Below are 22,291 nucleotides of genomic sequence, written 5' to 3'. Positions count from 1 at the left end.
TCGCTCACAATCAGTTAATGCAAAGAGGCTACTACTAATCTGTCATCAATATAGTCTGTTAGTTTTTGTGCTAAATCTGCTGGACTGCCAATAAAACCACAATACCCTGAATCAATAATCGCCTGAGGTTGACTCGGGCAAGCGCTTAAGCTGGGATCTTGTACCCACAATTGACTGTTATTTTCTTGAATGAGATCCAAATACTGCGAACCATCATTCCCCATACCGGAAAATATAATATTGATAAGCTCGCTACCATAAACGTCGCTGGTATTTTTGAGAATCTGACCAATAGCTGGCTTATACTCACCCTCCCAAGCTTGCTCGAGCAATATGACTCGACCTGTCGAATCACAGACAATTTGCTTATCAATAGGGGCTATAAGACAATGGCCTGCTCTTAAACGCTGTGAAGAGGTAATAACCTGACAATGCCAGTCATTATGGCGATTCAAAATGCGTGGTAGTGTGCCAATCATCGTTTTATTAAAATGGTGCGCCAGCAAAATACAAACCGGTAGCGTCGCCGACAAGTTATCCAAAAATTCTTTTATGGCACTCGGCCCACCCATAGAAGCCCCTAAAAATACTACATAGCGCCAGCTCACATCAGCATTATCAAGTTTGTGCACGGGTGCATCCATTAAAACGGGCAAAGCAAGCATATGTGCCAGTTTACGCTTTAATTTGCGCTGCCATTTGGCATATTGCGGTGCTTCATTTAGGTAAGGCGCTTGACTAAAACCCACCAACACCGCAGCAGGTTTAGACGCCGTGGTCGCGGTTACCACACTGTCATCATAATCACTATCTATCAGCCAGATATCAATCGCGGTTTCAGAGCGCCCCTGTTTTTCTTGCAGTCGCGCCCGTGACATACAGCCAACAAGGCTAAAGCCACAACTGCGTACAGTATCTGAAAAGGCCATACGCTGATGATGGTCTTCTGACACCACCATCACCTTAATGTCATCCTTATTTTTTTCTCTCAGCGCCAAAACACGTGCATTATCCTTCATAAGTCAAGCTGACCTTTTGACCCAGTATGTGCTGGATTTTATTAAGTAGCTCTTGTTCTTGGAATGGCTTACCCATGTAATCATTCACGCCAATCTCTAATGCACGCTCACGATGCTTTTCACCTGTACGTGATGTGATCATGATGATTGGAATATGCTGCAAGCGCTTGCTATGTCTGACTTGAGTTGCCACCTCGAAGCCATCCATGCGTGGCATTTCAATATCTAGCAATATCATGTCTGGTATCATGTCTTGTAAGATCTCAATCGCATCGACACCATCTTTTGCAACCGCCACATTGAACCCTTGGCGTTCCAAGAAACGTGACGTCACTTTACGTACGGTAACGGAGTCATCCACGACTAAAATAGTGGACTTAAATGCTAGACGATTTCGTTTAGAATCAGCAGATTGCGAGATATTTTTAACCAGCTGCGCATTACGCATCAAAGCAATCAAGTCTAAGATAAGCATGACCGAGCCATCGCCCATGATAGTAGCTGCTGAAATACCTGGTAGATTCGATAACTGTTGCCCTAAAGGTTTGACCACCACTTCAATACGTGACCCTGCAATCTGATCGACCTGCAATGCAATATTGTGTCCCGTACGGTTCTTAATGATAATAAGCGGCAAACTGGTATTGGTATTAACGACCAGCTCATTCAGTTCATTGCCTGACAAAATCTCATTTAAGTAACGTACCCGATAATCCACATCTTCAAAGTTTAATGTTGCATCACCTGACTGGTAATAGTCATAAAGCTTTTCTGGGTTAATCCGTACCACACGCTCAATCTGTACCAATGGTATTGCATAATAGCGATCCGCTGCACGAACAACCAAAGCATCAGATACCGCAACCGTCAGTGGCAAGCGCAGCGTAAAGCATGAGCCTTTACCCAGCTCTGAGACAACCGATACGGCGCCGCCTAATTGACGAATTTCACTGATAACGACATCCATGCCCACGCCACGTCCAGAAATCTGCGTCACTTGTTTACTGGTACTCAATCCAGCATGGAAAATATACTGCATAATATCAAGATCAGTTAGGCTATTATCATTTGCATCAATCAAACCTTGAGAAATGGCTTTATTACGTACTGCATCTACATCGATGCCGCGACCGTCATCTATTAACTGGATAACAATCTCACTACCCTCTCGATTCACCTCAAGAGTAATACGCCCACTACGCTCTTTACCTGCTTTTAAACGTGTTGAGGTATTTTCGATACCATGATCGACGGCATTACGGAGCATATGTTCAAGCGGTGAAGTGATACGCTCTAGAATGGTTCTATCCATCTCATCATCGGCATTGATGATCGTTAGTTCAACAGATTTGTTCAGCTCATTGGCAGTTTGTCGTACGATACGCTCAAGACGTGGCGTTAAGCGCGTAAACGGCACCATACGCGAATTCATAAGCCCATCTTGTAACTCGGTCTGCGTACGAGACAGCTGTAACAAAAGACTTTCACTATCGCGCGTCTTTTCTAATAATGTATGATTAATATCAATCAAATCCGAAGCTGACTCTGTCAAAGATTTGGATAACTGATTTAAAGAAGAATATTGATCCATCTCTAGAGGGTCAAACCCTTCGTGATTAATCAGCTCATCGTCTATCTGCGACAAGATCTGTTCCTCAAGCTCAATTTCCATTCGGCGTAACTGATCCGCCAAGCGCTGTACTGTAATACCCATATCTTCGATACTGTTGGTCAAGCTACTCATGCCCATGTCGATACGAGCACGGTTGATGGCTGACTCACCAGACAGGTTAATCATATGCTCGATCAAACCACCTGAGATACGAATCATCTCATTATTATTGGCACTCTGATCTTCCTCACCCGTACTGCTGAGCATAGAGGGCATTTCACTAATATCTTTTGCCAGATACTGTGAGTCTTGTTGCTCTCTAGCAATAAAGAGCGCTTCATGCTGCGATTGCAGGGACTCTTTAGGTATCTGCTTTAAGCTGTCAGGGTTTTTACCAAATTGCTGCAATGCCTCAATTAATAATGCAGGCGTCGGTGGGTTGACATGTTGTCTAAGGATGGATATCGCATCAGCAAGCCAGTCATGACTGGCAACCAGCAACTCCAATACTTTTTTGGTTGCAGGACGACGATTATCTACAAAATCTGTATAAACTGATTCCATTTCATGAGCCAGATCAGCGATACCCGCTGCAGTGACCATTCGTGCACCACCTTTGATGGTATGCAAATCACGCTGTAATGCCTGTAACGCTGTTGTATTATTGGTATCTTTTAAGAACAGTTGCAGATACTTATTACGATTGGTGAGCTCCTCAGCCTCTTCTAAAAACACCGACAATATATCAGGATCTGGCAAGCCATTCGCCCATGACTGTTTAATCATCATGTCTAGGCTCAGGGTATCCGATACTTCATCGCTGAGGTGAGCGTTGTTAGTCACCCTACTTTGTGCTTCAGGTTCGAAGTGGTTTTTCGGTATAGGTATGATGAGCTCTACCGTTTCTGGCAAGGATTGGGCTTTTACAAACTGTTGTAGCTGCTCAATCAGTGCTGAGGCAAAAAATGATTTTTTGTAATTTACGATATGCAGTACTTGCAATGACATTGTGTCTTGCACCATTTGCATTATTTCAAGCCATTGTGCTGTCGGTGTTCTTCTATTCTCTACAAATGCTTCATAGACACTTTCAGCTTCGTGGGTCAGATCACCAATACTACGAATACCTGCCATTCGCGCACCACCTTTGATAGTGTGCAGATGGCGCTGTAAAACCTTTAATGCATTAATATTGCTGATATCAGCACGCCACTTATTAAAACTCTCGTCTAGCGCGGCATCAAGCTCTTGAGCTTCTTCTAAAAATATTTCTAATAGCTCAGCATCCGTATCAATAGATTCAAGCTGTAGCTCAGCTGCTGCAATGGCTCGCACGACAAAGACACCCTCATCACCACTGCTATCATCGTCTTGGTAAATACGCTGTAGATCTGCAATAACTTGTTGGTCAATTTTCAATGACGTGCTACCAGCCAATGCATCGAACAAACTAACCAGTTGAGCATGACCGGCATGTAAAACAGCTTGGGTATCGATATTCCTTGCTGTATCAATATTATCGTTCAAATAGGCATAAGCGTGACCTAACTCATTAAGAATAGAGGTGAATTTTGGAAACGCTTCTGCTTTATTGGCTAAGTAAGCTATTTGTGATATTTGCTGCGCTATATAGCTCTGAACATGCGCTGTCTCAGAGTGGTTAAGTGCGTCATCTAATTCCCACTCAGCATCCAGTAATTCATCAATATTATTATCTAACAACTGCTCTATCGTTGGTTTGTTATCAGCCGCGACCTTATCATCGCTAATGACGTATTGCTCACCAAGCATGGCTTGCAATGAAGCTATGTCTTGCTGACTTTGCGCGTCTTCGATTGATATATTTTGTGGCTGAAGGTTCTGCTTGTAGTTGTTTAAATAACCGTCCATCAGCGTAGCAGACTTAGCCAATGCCTCTAAGTGTTGAGCGTTCATGGCCGTATCTTGCTGCTGTAGTAACTCTAAGCTATGCTCTATAGTTGCGCTAACCTCACTGATAGCTGCTAAAGCGCTAGAACCTGAAGCCCCTCTCAAAGTATGAAATGCACGTACAATCTCATCCGTTACTTCAATGTAAGGCTGATCTTGATGCTCATCAACGAATTGGTCAATATCTTGCAATAGCCCTTCTGCTTCGTCGATAAAAATCTCACAAAACATTTTTTCTTCTTCGCTTTGCGGTGCTAAATGAATAGGCGCTTCTGCTATCATTTCATTGACAGAATTAATCGTCTGCAGCGTCGTATCTATGGCTTTATTAGGATTATCTTGAGTGGGACTATGCTCATCAATAGCAGAAGATACTACTGAGGCTTGGATTGTATCAGGCTTAGAACGGTTTAACGCTTGCTCATATAAAGTAGAATAGCTAAATTCATCACCTTGCTGTTTACTGTAAGCATTAGCGCATGCGATCCATAAAGGCACCATCGCTGGATAACTTTGACTGTCATTTTCAAATACCGTTAGCATCGCAGGATAAGCAGCTAACACATCGGCAATAAGCTGACGCATATCTTCTGAGACAGTCACGCTATGATCCAATATGCGATTAAGCATATTTTCTATGGCCCAAGCCAACTCAGCAGTATAATTCGCACCGACCATGCGACCGGAACCTTTTAAAGTATGGAACCCACGACGGATATCCACCAATCCGCTTAAGTCGGCTGGCAATAATCGCCAATCTTCATATAAAGGTACGATCTCAGCCAATACTTCATCAGCTTCTTCTAAAAATATCTCTTTGATATCAGGGTCTGCATCATTAGCATCCGCCGATAGCTGCTCAGTTTCTTGCATAAAAGGTTCGAGTATCGGTGGAATATCGATAGCAGATAATGAGGCAACCGTAGGGCTCTTTGCGCTATCAGCAGTTGTCTCGTTTGACTCATTAGCCATGTCGAGAGCACTTAGCAACTCAGCACCATCAATCATTGGATGAGATAGCTCTGATGCTAAGGCTGATTCTGAGTCAGGTGATGAGGCAGAAGATTGATTACCGAATGTTGCTGCAGAATCAGCAATTGCAGGATCTAATATGGTCAGCCCCAAATTGATAGGTTGCTGTGCTATGAGGTTATGGCTTTGTAAAATAGTGACAGCAGAATCAAAGCTTGGAGATTGTTGCGCTTCAAAATCTATCACCAATGCGGGTAGTCGTTTGGCCGTATCCATCACCAGCTTTACCACTTCGTCTGTGACAGGCAGCGTCTTATCTAAAAGGCGATTGAGCAGATTTTCGATTGACCATGCCATCTCGCTGATGCTAAAAGCCCCAACCATACGTCCTGAGCCTTTTAAGGTATGGAACCCTCTACGCACTTCAGTTAGTGGGGTTAAATCCTTTGAGTCTTGCTGCCAGATAGGTAGAAAGTCTTCTAAATCAGCAATGACTTCCGTCACCTCTTCAATAAAGATGTCACGGATATCTGCATCCATCTCAAAATTATCAGGCTTAACTTGCTCACGAGCACGCGTTAGTGCGTCACTCTCCGTACTATCACCATCAGCGGTATTTTGCCCTACCACACTTTCATTATTCACCTCTGCATCAGTCAAAGCGTGGTTAGCAACGTCATTTTGACTACTAACAGGAGCAATCTCGCCACTGTCATCGTAACGCAATACGTTGGTCGCTACGGATTTTTGGGTAAGGAAAGTATCGTTGATCGTCTCTGGCGCTGCAATATAATGAGTAAGAAGCTCGGCGGCCTTAGCGGTATACTCATTTGCCCGCGTTAATAATTTCTGATCAAAAACCTGCTGCGCAAGGTAATCAAGCAACAACTCAATAGACGTTAGTCCTTCAGCCAATGCCTGAGTCACATCCCAACTGAGCACGTCAATCTCATGAATGGTCAATTGTGTAAATATGCTGGCCATGTCGTTCATGGTTTGGCGAATCGCGGGTAACCCCATATCGACAAAGGCATCACCAATATGGGTAAAGTCAGCAGCCATGGGCAATAAATCAATATCTTGACGCTGTACATATTCGTGGAAGCTTTGTTTGACATCTTCTACCGCAATGCGCAGCTCACGTAAACTTCCAACAACAGGAGCCTTTGCAGGACTTTCTTCCGACTGCGTCTCAATACCTTCAAACGTTGCAGATAGTGTCGTAAAAGAGGCGGCTTCCCCTATCTTGAGAGATATCGTCTGTTCGGTGTGATAGATAGCGTTATATAGCTCTTGAAGCTGGCGCTCAATCTGCCATTGTTCTTGTGCAAATCCTGTTTCTGATGATAAAGCCTGCTCTATGTCTGTAATAATTAAATATATTTGCGACACATAATAAGTCCAACCTCGACCTTCGAGCTGACTTTGTATTTTCTGTAAAGGAATGAGAAGCATGTCTGGCTTATCTAGAGTAAAGATAAGTGTCTCAAGCTCGCTGAGTATACGTGGTAAAAAGCGTGATACCGTTGATGAGGTTTGTGATAAATCATTTAGGACTGACTGAGTGCGCTTGCTACTTTGTGCAAGGCTATTTAGTTCGATATACACACTTATGATCAAGCTTCGAATAACGCCTGATGACAATTCATTTTGCTGAGTACGGGATTCTATTACTTGATCCAGCTGACTTAACAGTGGCACATAATGCTCAGGTAAAGGGGTATCATTATGAGCAAGGTCATTTAGCCACAGTTCCGTTAAGTACCAAAGGCGTTGTAAGTCATCATCCTGAGTCGTCTGCCATAAATACTGGCTGACTTTTTTTAATACCGTTAATAAGGAAGGTTGATTGGTATTGGCACTCAATAACGCTTGTACTTGCTGTCGCCAAACCAGCAATAATTGTTGATAGTGATAATCAGCTAAATGCGTCGCGGTTCTGTTCGCAGGTATCATCACTTCGATACTATCGATAATATGATCATCGATAGCATGATTACTTAAATTCTTATGCTGAGTGTTCGATAGTCGGGTAAAGGTGTCTGTCGCTATCCCTAATTTCGACAATGCTTGAGTAAGCTTGTCAGCGGCATTGTCAATTAAAGTAGTGTGGTGATTGCCCGTACGTGCGTATTGATTCAACCCACGCTGTAACAACCGATGAGAAAACTGACCAATACGGCGGTCATTAGCAGAAATACGATCGCGACTGCCAACTTCTGCTAGCAAGCTCAGTTTATTAGCAAGATCTGCTAATAAATTAAGACGAATCATCGTTAGCGCGCCACCGACCTGATGATAATGTTGCACCATCTGATCGTAATCAGTGCTATCAGCGTCTAACTGCCAGCCATCAGATATCTGTGATAATTGCTGATTAAACAGTGGTAATAACCACTCAAGCGTCACTATGTCATTGGGCTGGTTTTTCATAGGGTCATCCTAACTTGTCTAGGCACTAATTTAGACATTAATTTTTTGCCACACATTAACCTGTGGGTGCGCAATACGGCGCATATTCGAAGGACGCCAAAACAACGCCTCACCTGGAGCCAATATAATATATCCACCTAACGCACACTGCTCTGATAGCCTTGCTAAAATATCACGTTGATCAAACTTGCGAAAATATAGCAGCATATTTTGACAGATGATGACATGCTGAAGGTGTGAAGTAGGTGGTTTTTGCTCAATAATATTGTGTAAAGCGAAGCTAACATAGCGTTGCAACGATGGCGCAATCTGCCAGTCTGTCTGATTGCTAGTCATCGCCTTTTTTACAGTAGATACCTTATAAAAGTGCGATTGACTGATATCATGCTTAGCTCGCAATGGCTGAACGAACTGCTGGCAAGCTTCTGGAATTAACGATTGCTGCCGCTTGTCATACTGCCCTAATCGCGCTTTTGTAATGGCTTGTTGGCTGACATCTGTACCCAGTATCGTATAATTCACCAATCGTTCAGAAGCCAAACTCATCGCCAACGACCATGTCTCCTGCCCACTAGCACAACCAACACTCCAAATGCGAAATAAATCATTAGAATCATTGTTATGAACGCTATCAAGACTGGTAGCAGTAAGTTGCTGATACTGTAAGGCACATTTTGTGACAAAATCGATAGAAGGCATATGACGAAAAAAACGACTTTCGTGAATTAGTACTTTATCTAATAACTGCTGGCGTATTTCATCATTTTTTGGTAGTTGATACCACAGTTTTTCAACTGTCAATCCATGTGATAATGCCGTATGTTCAATCGCATTTATCAACCATTGCAACTGGACATTGGGTAGAACAAAACCAATTTCTTGTTCTATATATCGTTGCCACTGCTGCACATCAAAACTGTCTACCTGCAACAAACCCTTAATCAATAAGGGTTTAACTGCTGTAATAGGATTGCTGTCTGGTTGAGTAAAATTATTCACGTCACCTGCTATAGTCACTGCTGCAAATCATCGTTATTTGCACAGTATGTTAATTAACACATTCATTTAAATACGGTCAGTCATCTAACACTTACTTGATATTCACACTTATCATTACACACTTGCTGATAACGTTTCTTCGGTATCTAACATCTCGTTTTCTAGTAGCTCATCATCGTTTGATACTTTAAAACCAGTGACTGACTCTTGTAGTGCTGCAGCCATTTCGCTCAGCTCCCCGATAGAACGTGCTGTTGCCATCGTGCCAGAAGAGGTTTGTGAGGTGATATCTTGAATAATATTCATCGTATGAGAGATGTGACCAGCTGACTCGGCCTGCTGCAAAGCGGCGTTTGAAATATTTTGAATCAAATCAGCCAAGGTACTAGAAACGCTCTGCACTTCTTCTAGGGCTTCACCAGCATCTTTTGCCAAACGTGCACCGCGCACAACTTCAGAGGTCGTAGATTCCATTGACATAACCGCTTCGTTGGTATCTGCCTGAATGGTTTTTACCAATGTTTCAATCTGTTTGGTAGCGTTAGCTGAACGCTCAGCAAGACGTTGAACTTCATCGGCAACAACCGCAAAGCCCCGACCAGCCTCACCTGCCATCGATGCCTGAATAGCCGCATTCAATGCCAACACGTTGGTCTGGTCAGCAATATCATTAATCAAACCAACGATATCACCAATTTCTTGCGAAGATTCACCAAGACGCTTGATACGTTTTGAGGTCTCTTGAATCTGATCGCGAATAACGTTCATACCTTCAATAGAGCGCTGTACAACTTCTGCTCCATTATGAGAGATGGCTACTGAGCGCTGGGCAACGGTCGCCGATTCTGAGGCGTTGTTCGAAACTTGGTCAATCGATACTGTCATCTCATTAATAGCCGCTGATACACCAGCAATTTCTTGTGCTTGGTGCTCAGATGCTTCAGCAAGTTCAACCGCATTCATCTGTGTTTGATCTGAAGACTGCGAAACGCGGTCAGCCGTGTTGTTGATAACCAAAACCAATTGACGTAATTGGTCAATCGCAAAGTTCACTGAGTCAGCAATTGCGCCAGTAAAATCCTCTGATACTGTGGCATTAACGGTCAAATCACCTTCTGCTAAATCACCCAATTCATCAAGTAAACGCAGAATAGCAATCTGGTTACGTTCGTTTTCTTCTTGAATTTGACGGGCTCGCTCAGATTCCGCTTCTGCTTCCTGACGACGACGCAAGGTTTCTTTTTCAATGAGTAGACGCTCTGAACCCCCACGCTGCTTCAGTAGCTGATACAGAGCAAAGAGGATACCTAATACCCCTACGACAAATATAATCGCTGGTAAAGTAACGGATTGATTAAAATCAGCCAAGTACTGACTTACTGACGATAACGAATTGACTAGCCAAATCAGGCAGGCCAAACTTATTAGCACAAAAAACCCTAACAACAATTTCCACTTGCTGTTAGCGTCCTTGCCATCCGCTGTTGTATTGGTCGTACCAGCTACAGGTTTCTTTATAACATCACTCATCGTACGTATTCCTTTCAAACAATCATCAAAGTCTCATCGTGACTGACTTTGACAATCTTATTGTTATAAAAACAACAGTGATTAGCAAAGCCTGTATGAATACTGACATCCAACCGTATCATGTCATTCGCTATTATTTCGTCATCGTTATAGCAGCCCAATCGCTGTTATCGACTGCTATATTGCAGCATCTGTATACTGCAGATCTTGTGCGAGCAAGCTTGGCATAAAAACATACCAATCTTGCTCATTTTTAAAGAACTTACCGTGATTGTAAGGGGCAAAGGGCGAATTAGGCTCTATAGCTTCTGCACGGTATTGATCATGCGTAAATTGTTCAATCCCAATAACTTGATCGACTAGCAGTCCTGAAAAGAGATTGTCATGTTCAATGACAATGACTTTGCGTTGGCTCATTTGCGTTAAACGACTAGGAACCTGTAGAAACTGGGACAAATCGGTGATTGGCAATAGGCGTCCACGGATATTGGCGATGCCTAGCATCCAAGGCTTCACTAGAGGCAAGCTGGTATACTCTGGCATGGCCAATACTTCTGATACTTGACCCATCGGTGCAACTAACCGCTGCCCGCCAATCTCGAATACCACACCTTGCCAGTCATACTCTTGTCCACCGCGGCGACCACTTTTGCGCGCACGTGCCAAGTCTGCTAAACGCAGAAGCTCAATAAACCCTCTGGAAGCCACAATCTACTCCATTACTTTACGAATGATATTAACCAATTCATTTTCGTCAACGGGCTTGGCCATATACTCTTTAGCGCCTTGGCGCTTTCCCCAAACTCGATCGGTTTCCTGATTTTTGGTACTGATCATAATCACTGGAATATGAGCAGTGGTTTTACCTCTAGTAATTTTTCGAGTGGCCTGAAAACCGTTCATTTCAGGCATAACCACATCCATTAAAATAACATCTGGTAAGTGATCAATGGCCATCTGACACCCTTGTTCACCATTTATGGCCTCTAATACTTTAAAATTATGTCTAGCCAGCATATCGCGAAATTTCGCCATCTCAGATGGCGAGTCGTCAATGACTAAAACAGTAGTCATAGGGATTTCCTTTATTTTCGAAAATATCCATAAGGATATTTTGTTATATTATTGAGACAACCCGACTGAAAGTAGCACGCCACAAATGCATGGCAGAGTAACTCTCTTAACAGTTGCGATTAAATGTTGAGCCGTTATTAGTCATATTTTGCTAATACTAAGTCCCTTGACCGCAATGCCTAGCCCAATTTATCTGATTATATAAAGCATATCTATGCATAAATCATACCAACTTGTAAGACGACATTTGATGATATGTCTACAAGTGGATTTATTTATATTAGCGGTACTGGTTGATTGCCTCAAACAGCTCATCTTTACTAAACGGCTTGGTCAAATACTCATCTGAACCCACAATACGACCACGTGCTTTATCGAATAAACCATCTTTAGATGACAACATAATTACAGGTTTGTTGGCATAATCAGGGTTGTTTTTTATCAGCGCACAAGTCTGATAGCCATCCAAACGCGGCATCATGATGTCAACAAAAATAATATCTGGATTGTTATCGACAATTTTTGCTAAAGCATCAAAACCATCAATGGCAGTCACAACTTCACAACCTGCTTTTTGTAATAAAGTCTCTGCAGTACGGCGAATGGTTTTTGAATCATCAATCACCATTACTTTTAAACCATCAAAATTATTTTCCATTATCAGTGTCCTATAAACGACTATTTATTCTTAATACTATCCATCAATGCAAGACTTTAACGGTTATTTCAACTTGTCATATCATTTATTATTCGATTGATACGAGCCGCTAAATTTGCATTACCATGTGTTATGGCAGCCAACATATCATCTGCCAGTATCGGCCTGTCAAACAGAGCGTCAACATGGGTTACTATACGCACTTTCTAATTAATAAGCTTACTAAATTGCACCAAATATCTGGCTTTTTAGACGACTTATTTTGCCTTTATTATCGCCTACTGAAACCGTATTTGCTTTAAAGCAGTTTAACTCACCTTTTATTGGTTATTACCATTACTATAAAAGATGACAAGCCCCAAGTAGAAAAACCATCAACCTTATGATATTTATGCATTATATAGAAACGATAGACACATTGCTGAATAATTTTCTTTTGTGATAAAAATGTATCATTGTATTTTGTTATGTTTGTTTTAGCACAGTTATCGACTATTTTCCAGTCATGACTGAGCCAATATTCGAACTGATCAGTAATATAAAAATTTGTTCAGACTTACTGTTACTACTAGTGTATCTAACCACTGGGTTTAACAGCCTTATTGTCACCTGTTCATTAAGTTTTCTGCAATTATTTCACCCAGTTGCAATTCACTATATAATAAAGCGATGATTACTATGGTGACTGCTATGACAGCTTCTAAACTTTTAAAAAATAGCACCTATCTACTGAGTGCTTTGCTTCTTGCTGCCTGTCAGCCATCGCCGCCTACCAATGAATCTGTGACAGATAACAACAGTGAAACTGTAAATAGCCCAATTGTCATTACTGACGATAGTGTGACCATGACGCCAGATCATATATTGAGTATAAAACCTTCACGTTATCAGCCCAGTCTCGGCTTACAAGGTAAGATTGAGCCTATTAAACAGACTAAGCTTATCGCTGCCCACCCTATTAACGTCGAAGAAGTACTGGTTACTGAGGGTCAATGGGTAGAAAAAGATACGCCATTGCTCATTGTTCGACGTGTGCAGTCAGAGAGCAAAGCAGCAGATGTATCCAACCCAACCAAGGCGCAATCTTCGGAATCAAACAACGTTGCACCAGATTCTGAGAGAGCTAACGATGCTATTGATGTAAAGCAAACACGCTCACAAGATACAGACACCGCGTCTAAACCTAGTCAGCCTACAGCAGAAAATAGCGCAACAACCGCGAAGAACATCCCAAGTGCTGACAAAAAAGATTCAGTAGCAAACGCAGCTGTGAGCAACCCTAAAAACAATGATAAAACTAGCGCTGATAGCACGACGAATTCAAAGCCTCAGCACAATCAGTATAACTTGGTCACTGTGCGTGCCAGTTTTTCAGGTCGCGTAAAAAACTTATATGCCAAAACAGGTCAAAAAGTAGAAGCGCGCACGCCTTTATTACAGCTTAGCGATGAGACTAAATTACACTTTATTGCCACCTTACCTATTCAAGCAGAACCGCAACTTTCAGTTGGCCAGACTGTCAATTTTACAGTTGAAGGTATGTCGGACAAATTTACGGGACAAGTCAGTAAGCTGACAGCGACCAGCCAGCCGAAGAAGCTGTTGGTCTATGTTAATGTCATTGATAATGAAGTAAGTCGAGACAAATTATTGCCAGATATGAAAGTCACGGGGCGGGTTAATTATGGGCAAATAGATGTGGGTACTATCGTACCTAAGCGCGCGCTGCACGATGTCGACTTGACAGAATTACAAACGTCACCATATAAACCTCTTAGACCTTTAACTGCTAACGTTTGGATTATTGGCCAAGATCAGCGTCTGATACGTCAGCCTATTGAAGTAGTCGAATATGACCCTATCACAAAGCAGTATTTAATCGCAGGTATTAGCAACGACAGTTTGATTTGTTTGGCTGATTTACCGATTGATTCTAAAGGTAAAAAAGTCAGTGTCTCATAGCTATGAATGCTGACAGTTACATTGTGTAGAAACATTAACAAAGCCTCTCTTGTTTTGTAACTGCTAAATTAGGCAATATGGCCGTATGATATATAGCATTAACCGAGTATTCTGAATTGTTTGTATTAATTGAATGATTCAATTATTTTGAAAGTTTGAGAAATCTTAGAAAGTTTGAGAGCCTAGAGGCTTAACCGTTTAAATGTTCGAGTTCCTAAAGTCATCGATGTATTTATCGTGATACAGAATATCAAAGCAGATGACACGTTTGGCCAATCATAACAACAACTAGAGGATAACCCATGAGCAAGCAGATTTTATTAATTGAAGATGATCCTGATCTAGCTGAATTAATCAGCGATTACCTGACCATGAATTATTACGATGTCCATCATGCCGGTCTAGGTCAAGAAGGACTTGATCTGTTGGACACCAAAGAGCGCGACATTGATTTGGTCGTGCTCGATTTGATGCTACCTGATATGGACGGTATGCAAGTCTGTCAAAAAATTCGCGGCAACAAAAACAACATGACCAATAAAGTACCTATTATTATGTTGACCGCAAAAGGTGATACTACTGATCGCGTTTTGGGTCTTGAGATGGGTGCTGATGATTATATCTCTAAGCCTTTCGAACCGCGTGAACTTCTTGCCCGCATCCGCGCGGTTATTCGTCGCCATGAGCAACCCAATCAAGCAGATAGCCAATCTGATAGCTTGACCTTCGGTCGCCTAAGTGTATTCCCTGACAGTCATGAAGTAACCATCGATGATGAGCCTGTCCGTTTAACAACACATCAGTTCCAATTATTACATTATTTTGCCACTCATTCTGGTAAAGTACTGAATCGCGAGCAACTATGGCAAGCCATGCCTAATGATGACAGCTCAGACAACATTGATCGTGCCATTGATGTTCATATCTCGCGTCTGCGTGCTTTAATCGAAGACAATCCACGCCAGCCAAAGCGTATCATTACAGTACGCGGTGTCGGTTATCAATTTGCCACTGATCAGGTTTGATCATAAAAAACAGCCAAACAATCGAGAAAAACCATATTTTTGATTTTTTGATTCAAATTAAAAGTATGATTCGATATAGAGGGCTGATAGTAGAGATGTTTTAATGCAACATTTGGGTTTTCGTTCGGTATTTGCTAAGTTATTTGCCAGTGTCATGCTGGCACTTATCTTATTTGCAGTGGCGATGGTGCTCTTGACGCAACTTGTGCACGATAAAGATGCAAGTATTCGATCAGAAGTATTGGCCACACAGATTCTAGGACAAATAGACCCATTTTTGCATGAGCTGAATATCTCTGTTAGCAAGGACAACCGTCTACAATCACGTTTTATGCTAGCAGTAGTCAAAAAGAGCTTTGATATCTTTGATGAATCATTGCAAGCAAAGATGGGCTTGTATGACAGCGAAGGTCGATTGCTGATGCAAACCGACAACAGCGATTTGCCGTTGGAGTTACCCGCACCGCCCTCTTTATTTTCACGCGTTTTTCCTTCTTTAGCAGATACCTCTCCTACCAAGCAAGTTCAGGTTGATAGTAACACGGGCTATACGCTGTTATATGAATCACGCTTACCGCCTAAAAAACCAGTACTCTCTTCTGCACTGAATTTATTTACCGGCACACTACTACTGTTACTTATTATGGCAGGCGTTCTATGGTGGATCGCTCGTACCATCACCTGGCGTATCAATCAGATGAGCCAGCAGATGGCGCAATTGGGTGATGGCGATTTTACAGTACGGGTGAACGCTAGGGGTAACGATGAGATTGCCTCACTAGCGCGTGGATTTAACCAAGCAGCGCAAAAAATTGAACACCTTATCGATGCCAATAATCTGCTCTTAGCACATGCTTCTCATGAGCTACGTACCCCCATTACTCGTATTCGCTTACAGATTGAGATGATGGATATGCTCGCAGAGGCGCTACCACCTGATACCAAAGCAAAATTCGATAAACGTGCGCAAGCGATTAACCGTGATTTGTCAGGGCTCAATGATTTGGTAGAGAGTATCTTATTGGTTAGTCGTTTAGACGCCGGCCATGCCTTGCAGCAAGTTGAAAACTTAGACTTGTACGATCTGGTGAATCAAGAACGGCAACATTATCCTGAAGCCACTCTGATTGGTGAGCACATTATGATTGATGGTCAATCATCGATGTTGACCCATTTGATTCGCAACTTATTAACCAATGCCATGCTACATGGGAAACCACCCGTGACGGTACTATTGTATGGTGTGCAAGCTATTGATGAAGCAGATACCATCCCTGATTACCTGCTTCAAACGATAGTTTGCACTAGCTTTGCTGATTATAATAGTTCTGATTTTGACTCCTATCACGAACCAATCGATGTCAATGAAAACGATACGCATAGTCATACGCAGTTAAATGATTCTTCTCATATTACTGATAAAGTTAAATCTGAAGCACCGGATACTATGACTGTGTTGCCAGCACCACCGATATATAGAAACGGAGAAAATATTGCGGTTGATCGTGATATCAATGCCGATGCCGATGTGAACATAGAAACTAAAATCGATAATGGTGATATTAGTAATGCCAACAGCGACACTGATTCTATTGAAGCCCACGCGACCTTAACAGAATCTACTGATGCGAATAGTATTCACACTGACTCAAGCACTGCGAAAAACTTAGTCCACCGTGACGATACAGCTGGAAGCACCAGTGAATCTTCATTGATTGCTAATTATCATAACTTTACCAATGATTTGACTGACAAAATTAAAAAGGTCATTTGGAAAGCAGTTCCTGAAACTGAAGAGCCGTCTGAAGTTATTACTAGTCACGCTGATAGTGCTGCCATCAATGATGCAACTCCTAAATCTAAGGATGCGGTGATAAGTAAAAGCGGCAGTACACGCGACAATGGTGATGCTCAGAATAACACTCAAAACCATACAGAAGTGCTCAGTACACCGCGTAAAGAAGGCTTGTTTGCCAAGCATCTAAAAAAAGCCAAAACCGACCCTATACGCCCATTACCGAAGTATGCAGTATTGGCAGTGATTGATGAAGGTACGGGTATTCCTGAAGACAAACGTGAAGAAGTATTTAGCCCATTTGTGCGTTTGCAACAAAAAAATAAAGGCTCTGGACTGGGCTTATCCCTAGTATCACAAATCGTTACCGCACACCAAGGGCGCATCATTACTGATACGTTGAATGGACATACCAGATTTTTAGTTGTCATACCAGTCAAGCACGACCCACATTATCACCAGCATGATTAGTCAGCGATACCATAAGATGCTATAAATAGACACTTTATCTTACGCGATCATCGCAACTCACATTCTACAAAGCCCCTCTTACTAATAGCTATTAATCATAAGCCTGTCACGGATGTTCATATCCAAAGTGCTCGATAATATGCTATATTAGCGCCCCTTATTATAGGGTTATTAACGGTTGTTTCTTAATTGGCTTCTTACATTGTTATAGAGGCCGAACAGCACGTTTGTGACTATTAAAAAAATTATTGAATTTTGAGCCCTCCATGAATGACATGATTGTCTTAAACAATGTGACCAAGAGTTTTTTAAGCGACCGATCAATCAAAGACAAAGATGGCAAACCACATTGGTTTACTGCCGTTGAACCGACCTCGTTATCTGTCCAGCAAGGTGAAATCTTCGGCCTAATGGGATACTCGGGTGCGGGTAAGTCTACTTTGCTACGCCTAATCAATATGCTTGAGCGTCCGGATGCTGGTCAAGTCATCGTCGATGGCACTGACTTGACCACTTTGTCTGCCAGTGAGTTGCGTATCGCTCGGCATAATATTGGTATGATTTTTCAGCAATTTAATCTAATGTCCAATCGTACTGTTTTTGATAACGTGGCTTTTAATCTAACTGTTTCAGGATATCCGAGCCGCGATATTCATAAACGAGTCATGGATTGCTTAGAAATTGTTGACCTAACAGACCGCGCTGGTCACTACCCTGCGCAGCTGTCAGGTGGACAAAAACAGCGCGTTGGTATTGCCCGAGCGATTGCCCCCAGTCCCAAAGTGTTATTGGCTGATGAGCCGACCAGTGCGCTTGATCCTGCGACGACCCGCAGCTTGTTAACTTGTCTACGTGATATCAACGAACAACTGGGCGTTACCATTGTGATTGTGACTCATGAGATGAGTGTCATCCGTAGACTGTGTGATCGCGCGGCATTACTACATCAAGGTCAACTTTTGGAAGTTGCAGATGTGAGAGACGGTCTGATTCAAGCGACCACCCCGATTGGCAAAGGCTTAGTGCACGAAGACTAATGAGGCAGGAGAAATAAATATGTTAACTGGTAGTGAATTATCCGCCTCGATAGACAAGCTGTTTGCCCTGCGCAAAGAGATTGTGAATGCGTTTATTGATACATTTATTATGCTTGGCATCTCAACGACGGTGGCCATTGTCATCGGCGGGTTGTTTGGCGTGTTTTTGTTTTTATCCAGTGATCGACAGTTCTTGCAAAATAAAACATTGTATGGCGTGCTTGGTGGTATCACCAATTTTATGCGCGCTTTCCCATTTGTCATTTTGATGATTGCCATGAGTCCATTTACTAAGGCTATCGTTGGCACGGGTATTGGGCCGATTGCGGCGTCGTTAGTACTGGCCATTGCAGGTTCGTTTTATTTTGCCCGTTTGGTTGAGCAAAACTTACGCGAAGTGCCACGCGGCATCATTGAGGCGACCGAATCTATGGGCGCACGTCCACTGACCATCATTAAAGTTTTACTCAATGAAGCACGCTCAGGGCTGGTATTGTCCGTGACTATTCTCTGTATCAGTCTGCTCTCTTATTCAGCGGCGGCGGGCATGATAGGTGGCGGTGGTCTGGGTGATTTAGCCATTCGTTATGGCTACTATCGTTATCAAACGGAAGTGATGATTTTTATCGTTATTGTCCTATCGATAATGGTCGTCTCCATTCAAGCGTCCGGTAATTGGTTGGCTAATCGTTTGGATAAACGATAGAAAAACAAGACTTAGACAGAGTCAAGCAGTGCTAATATGAATAATACTCAAGGTTTAATGCCGATTCATCCTAAGCAAAATGCTTGACTTTGTTACTGAGACCCTTTAATTTTGATACTAACTTAACAGTCGTTAACTTAGCAGCATTACTATCCCTAATGTTGCTTTTTTAATGGCCAGCGTTTGCCCTACATCCCATCCCTCTTATTAAGGAAACTCCATGAAATTAACAGATATCAGCCGTCAGTTAGCGACTGCATTTGCTGCTGTTGGCGTATCAAGCCTAGTCTTGGTTGGTTGCAACAACTCATCAGCACCGGAAGCGACTAAAGAGCCTGTTACTGAAGGCTCAACAGCAGAAACTACCGCTAGCGATATCGATCCTGAGCATACCAAAATCGTCATCGGTACCACCGAAGGTGACTTCGCCGATATGGTACGTAACCAAGTGAAAAGCTCACTGGAAGCGCAAGGTTACGAAGTTGAGCTGGTTGCTTTTACTGACTATGTACGCCCAAACCTTGCCTTGGCTGAAGGTGATTTGGACATCAACATCTTCCAGCATAAGCCTTATCTTGATACCTTCAAAAAAGAAAACAATCTTGATTTAGTGGAAGTTTTCCAAGTACCTACTGCCCCACTTGGCATTTACTCAGGTAAAAAGACCACACTTGATGATGTCTATAAAGGCATGAGAGTTTCTGCACCAAATGATCCAAGTAACTTTGCCCGTGCGCTCGTGATGATGGATGATCTTGGCTGGATCACGCTAAAAGACAATATTGACCCACTAACTGCATCAAAAACTGACATCGCTGATAACAGCAAATATGACATTGAAATCATTGAGTTAGAAGCTGCTCAATTGCCACGTGCTCGTGATGAAGTCGACTTTGCCGTTATCAATGGCAACTATGCCACGGATGCTGGCATCAAGCTGACTGAAGCGCTATTCCAAGAGCCTAGCTTTGCTTATGTCAACTGGTCAGCCATCAAATCAGCAGATGCTGGCAAAAAGTGGGTCGAAGATGTGACCAACGCTTATAACTCAGAAGCCTTTAAAAAGTATGCTCATGAAACTTTCCCAGGCTATAAGTACCCCAAAATCTGGGGCTCTGATCACAGTGCCCACACGGATACCGCTGCAGAACCTGCACCTGTAGAAACTGCTGCTCAATAAGGTCTTAAACCGAAAACACCTAAATATAGGCATCGTCCCGACTGTAAACGCCCATTGCTGAATCGTAATGGGCGTTTTTTATGGACTCGATTTTACGATTTCTGTTTTTTAACCGCACTCTGCTGTCCAGCAGTTACGAAAAATGACGTTACAGCCTGTTTGTCCTTTGTAGGAAAGCGTCACTTGCCCTTTCACTTACCGCCACTTTTTTCTATAGTGGGTAACTTAAATAGAGATCGTGAACAGAATATTGATGATTCGACACTCTATAAATTAATCCAATAAATGAACCCATAAATAACAAGGACAATAAGATGCGTGCTAAAACTTATAATATTCGTACCGCTGGACAAGCAAATATTCCTGTACTAGGACTTGGCACATGGCAATCAACCGGTCAAGACTGTGTCGATGTCGTCAGTCAAGCATTGAAAATGGGCTACGAACATATCGATACTGCTCAAGCTTATGGTAATGAAAAAGAAGTTGGTCAAGGTATCAAACAATCAGGAGTATCTCGTGATAAATTCTTTTTGACCACAAAGATTTTTCCTGATGATATGAAGTTTGAGCCAGAAAAACTGGTTGCAGCAGCTAAGCGCTCTCTAGAAGATTTGGATACAGATTACGTTGATTTACTACTACTCCACTGGCCGGATGATCGTGTGCCGTTATCTGAGACTATTCCCGCATTGTGTGAGCTACAAAAACAAGGTTTGACACGCCATATCGGGGTGTCTAACTTTAATATTGCCAATATCATTGAAGCTGAAAAATATGCTGACGTGCCGATTGTGGTCAATCAAGTTGAGTTTCATCCTTTTATTAAGCAAAAAACCTTGCAGACTTTTTTGAACAATCACCACATTCTACTAGAAGCTTATTCGCCGCTTGCACGCGGTGATGTGTTCGACAATGACATCATTAAAGAAATAGCCGATAAACATAATGTCACGCCAGCACAGATATCATTGGCTTGGATTCTGTCAGACAAGTACCGTATTGCTATCCCAAAGACCGCCAATCCTGATCATTTACAAGGCAACTTAGACGCAATAAAAGTACAATTAAGTGCGGATGATATTGAGAAAATCAGCAGCTTAGCGCGTGCTGATGGGCGAAAAATTAAGCATCCAGATTACTCACCTGAGTGGGACGACTAAATGCTTGTAAAGAACTACCAAAACTTACTAGTACCAAAATTCGTGTAAAAAAAGAGCCGCTAATATATTATTAGCGGCTCTTTTACTATTATATGGACTATATAATTACTGCTGTAAGGTATCCGTCTCATGCAACTTTTCAGCAGGATTGTATTGCTCAGAAGGAGGCACTATACCGCTACGGTTGTTTTCTTTCATCGATTTGGCCACTTCTGGCGGCATGTAGTTTTCATCATGCTTCGCCAATACTTCTCCAGCGACAAAAGTATCACCCTGCATCTTACCTGTAGCAACGACACCTGAGTTTTCAGCAAATAAATCTGGCAAGATACCTTGATAAGTCACTGGTACTGTCGATTGAAAATCAGTAATGGCAAACTCAACGTTTAATGGATTGTCTTCTGCGCGCTGGACACTACCCGCAACGACCATACCGCCTGCTCGAATACGCTTATCTTGTGGTGCTTCACCTTGCGCAATCGCGGTAGCATCAAAGTAGTAATCGGTCTGTTGCCCAATGGCATAAATAACCAACACCACGGCTATCGCCGCCCCTGCAAGCGTAAACATAACCCACATCAGTTTTTTGCGACGAACTGCGTTCATACCACTACCTCATTGATGAGTCACTGTTTTATAAACTATAGTCAATGCCATATAAATATATAAAACAGAAAATATTAAAGAAACTACCATTAGAAAAACGTTCTAAAAATGTCTTTCTAA

At 42.4% G+C, this 22,291-nt stretch carries 14 protein-coding genes and 1 pseudogene; 7 read left to right on the top strand and 8 right to left on the bottom strand.

Going from position 1 to position 22,291, the window contains the following annotated elements:
* Nucleotides 1-14: 14 nt before the first annotated feature.
* From JMX93_RS02865 to pilG, 7 genes and pseudogenes are all read right to left on the bottom strand, one after another.
* Nucleotides 15-1,019 carry a chemotaxis protein CheB gene (locus tag JMX93_RS02865; RefSeq protein WP_499203796.1) on the bottom strand — a complete coding sequence of 335 codons (1,005 nt, stop codon included), beginning with the start codon at nt 1,017-1,019 and terminating at the stop codon, nt 15-17.
* Complete coding sequence (locus JMX93_RS02860; protein ID WP_499203795.1) at nt 1,009-7,965, bottom strand: Hpt domain-containing protein; 6,957 nt, start codon at nt 7,963-7,965, stop codon at nt 1,009-1,011. The genes JMX93_RS02865 and JMX93_RS02860 overlap by 11 nt, the downstream gene beginning before the upstream one ends.
* Nucleotides 7,966-7,995: 30 nt before the next feature.
* On the bottom strand, nt 7,996-8,964 hold the full coding sequence (locus JMX93_RS02855) for a CheR family methyltransferase (RefSeq protein WP_499203794.1): 969 nt from the start codon (nt 8,962-8,964) through the stop codon (nt 7,996-7,998).
* 114 nt (nt 8,965-9,078) lie between these two features.
* A pseudogene (locus tag JMX93_RS02850) lies at nt 9,079-10,359 on the bottom strand (methyl-accepting chemotaxis protein); the annotation flags it as partial.
* Nucleotides 10,360-10,671: 312 nt separating this feature from the next.
* Nucleotides 10,672-11,202, bottom strand: a complete 531-nt coding sequence (locus tag JMX93_RS02845; RefSeq protein WP_055124771.1) for a chemotaxis protein CheW — start codon at nt 11,200-11,202, stop codon at nt 10,672-10,674.
* A 3-nt stretch (nt 11,203-11,205) separates the two neighbouring features.
* Complete coding sequence (locus JMX93_RS02840) at nt 11,206-11,568, bottom strand: response regulator (protein WP_193013378.1); 363 nt, start codon at nt 11,566-11,568, stop codon at nt 11,206-11,208.
* A gap of 280 nt (nt 11,569-11,848) precedes the next feature.
* Entirely contained in the window at nt 11,849-12,226 is a 378-nt protein-coding gene (gene pilG / locus JMX93_RS02835) for a twitching motility response regulator PilG (protein WP_021813722.1), read from the bottom strand.
* Between the two features lie 690 nt (nt 12,227-12,916).
* Here pilG and JMX93_RS02830 point away from each other — a divergent pair.
* The 7 genes from JMX93_RS02830 to JMX93_RS02800 all read left to right on the top strand — a co-directional run bounded on the left by JMX93_RS02830 (nt 12,917) and on the right by JMX93_RS02800 (nt 21,565).
* Nucleotides 12,917-14,188 (top strand): efflux RND transporter periplasmic adaptor subunit, encoded by a 1,272-nt coding sequence (locus JMX93_RS02830; RefSeq protein ID WP_499203793.1) that lies wholly within the window; start codon nt 12,917-12,919, stop codon nt 14,186-14,188.
* A gap of 302 nt (nt 14,189-14,490) precedes the next feature.
* Nucleotides 14,491-15,213, top strand: a complete 723-nt coding sequence (locus tag JMX93_RS02825; RefSeq protein WP_193013380.1) for a response regulator transcription factor — start codon at nt 14,491-14,493, stop codon at nt 15,211-15,213.
* Nucleotides 15,214-15,316: 103 nt separating this feature from the next.
* Complete coding sequence (locus tag JMX93_RS02820) at nt 15,317-17,479, top strand: ATP-binding protein (protein WP_499203792.1); 2,163 nt, start codon at nt 15,317-15,319, stop codon at nt 17,477-17,479.
* Nucleotides 17,480-17,745: 266 nt separating this feature from the next.
* Nucleotides 17,746-18,516 carry a methionine ABC transporter ATP-binding protein gene (locus JMX93_RS02815; protein WP_055124775.1) on the top strand — a complete coding sequence of 257 codons (771 nt, stop codon included), beginning with the start codon at nt 17,746-17,748 and terminating at the stop codon, nt 18,514-18,516.
* 19 nt (nt 18,517-18,535) lie between these two features.
* Nucleotides 18,536-19,222, top strand: a complete 687-nt coding sequence (locus tag JMX93_RS02810) for a methionine ABC transporter permease (protein WP_193013381.1) — start codon at nt 18,536-18,538, stop codon at nt 19,220-19,222.
* Between the two features lie 220 nt (nt 19,223-19,442).
* On the top strand, nt 19,443-20,402 hold the full coding sequence (locus tag JMX93_RS02805; protein ID WP_499203791.1) for a MetQ/NlpA family ABC transporter substrate-binding protein: 960 nt from the start codon (nt 19,443-19,445) through the stop codon (nt 20,400-20,402).
* 314 nt (nt 20,403-20,716) lie between these two features.
* Entirely contained in the window at nt 20,717-21,565 is an 849-nt protein-coding gene (locus JMX93_RS02800) for an aldo/keto reductase (RefSeq protein ID WP_193013383.1), read from the top strand.
* A 105-nt stretch (nt 21,566-21,670) separates the two neighbouring features.
* Here the strand turns inward: JMX93_RS02800 and ccmE are convergent, their stop codons facing one another.
* Nucleotides 21,671-22,171: a cytochrome c maturation protein CcmE gene (gene ccmE / locus JMX93_RS02795; protein ID WP_193013384.1), complete on the bottom strand. Its 501-nt coding sequence runs from the start codon at nt 22,169-22,171 to the stop codon at nt 21,671-21,673.
* Nucleotides 22,172-22,291 lie beyond the last annotated feature (120 nt).

This window comes from Psychrobacter muriicola 2pS, assembly GCF_904846535.1.
GTDB classification, from domain to species: domain Bacteria; phylum Pseudomonadota; class Gammaproteobacteria; order Pseudomonadales; family Moraxellaceae; genus Psychrobacter; species Psychrobacter aquimaris.
Note: the sequence above shows the minus strand (reverse complement) of the source record. Positions and strands in the feature narration are given on the sequence as shown.

Coding starts and splice junctions, on each gene's coding strand:
- JMX93_RS02830 (WP_499203793.1), top strand. CDS start 12,917: ATGACAGCTTCTAAACTTTTAAAAAATAGCACCTATCTACTGAGTGCT.
- JMX93_RS02805 (WP_499203791.1), top strand. CDS start 19,443: ATGAAATTAACAGATATCAGCCGTCAGTTAGCGACTGCATTTGCTGCT.
- JMX93_RS02810 (WP_193013381.1), top strand. CDS start 18,536: ATGTTAACTGGTAGTGAATTATCCGCCTCGATAGACAAGCTGTTTGCC.
- JMX93_RS02820 (WP_499203792.1), top strand. CDS start 15,317: ATGCAACATTTGGGTTTTCGTTCGGTATTTGCTAAGTTATTTGCCAGT.
- JMX93_RS02865 (WP_499203796.1), bottom strand. CDS start 1,019: ATGAAGGATAATGCACGTGTTTTGGCGCTGAGAGAAAAAAATAAGGAT.
- JMX93_RS02825 (WP_193013380.1), top strand. CDS start 14,491: ATGAGCAAGCAGATTTTATTAATTGAAGATGATCCTGATCTAGCTGAA.
- JMX93_RS02800 (WP_193013383.1), top strand. CDS start 20,717: ATGCGTGCTAAAACTTATAATATTCGTACCGCTGGACAAGCAAATATT.
- JMX93_RS02860 (WP_499203795.1), bottom strand. CDS start 7,965: ATGAAAAACCAGCCCAATGACATAGTGACGCTTGAGTGGTTATTACCA.
- ccmE (WP_193013384.1), bottom strand. CDS start 22,171: ATGAACGCAGTTCGTCGCAAAAAACTGATGTGGGTTATGTTTACGCTT.
- pilG (WP_021813722.1), bottom strand. CDS start 12,226: ATGGAAAATAATTTTGATGGTTTAAAAGTAATGGTGATTGATGATTCA.
- JMX93_RS02815 (WP_055124775.1), top strand. CDS start 17,746: ATGAATGACATGATTGTCTTAAACAATGTGACCAAGAGTTTTTTAAGC.
- JMX93_RS02840 (WP_193013378.1), bottom strand. CDS start 11,568: ATGACTACTGTTTTAGTCATTGACGACTCGCCATCTGAGATGGCGAAA.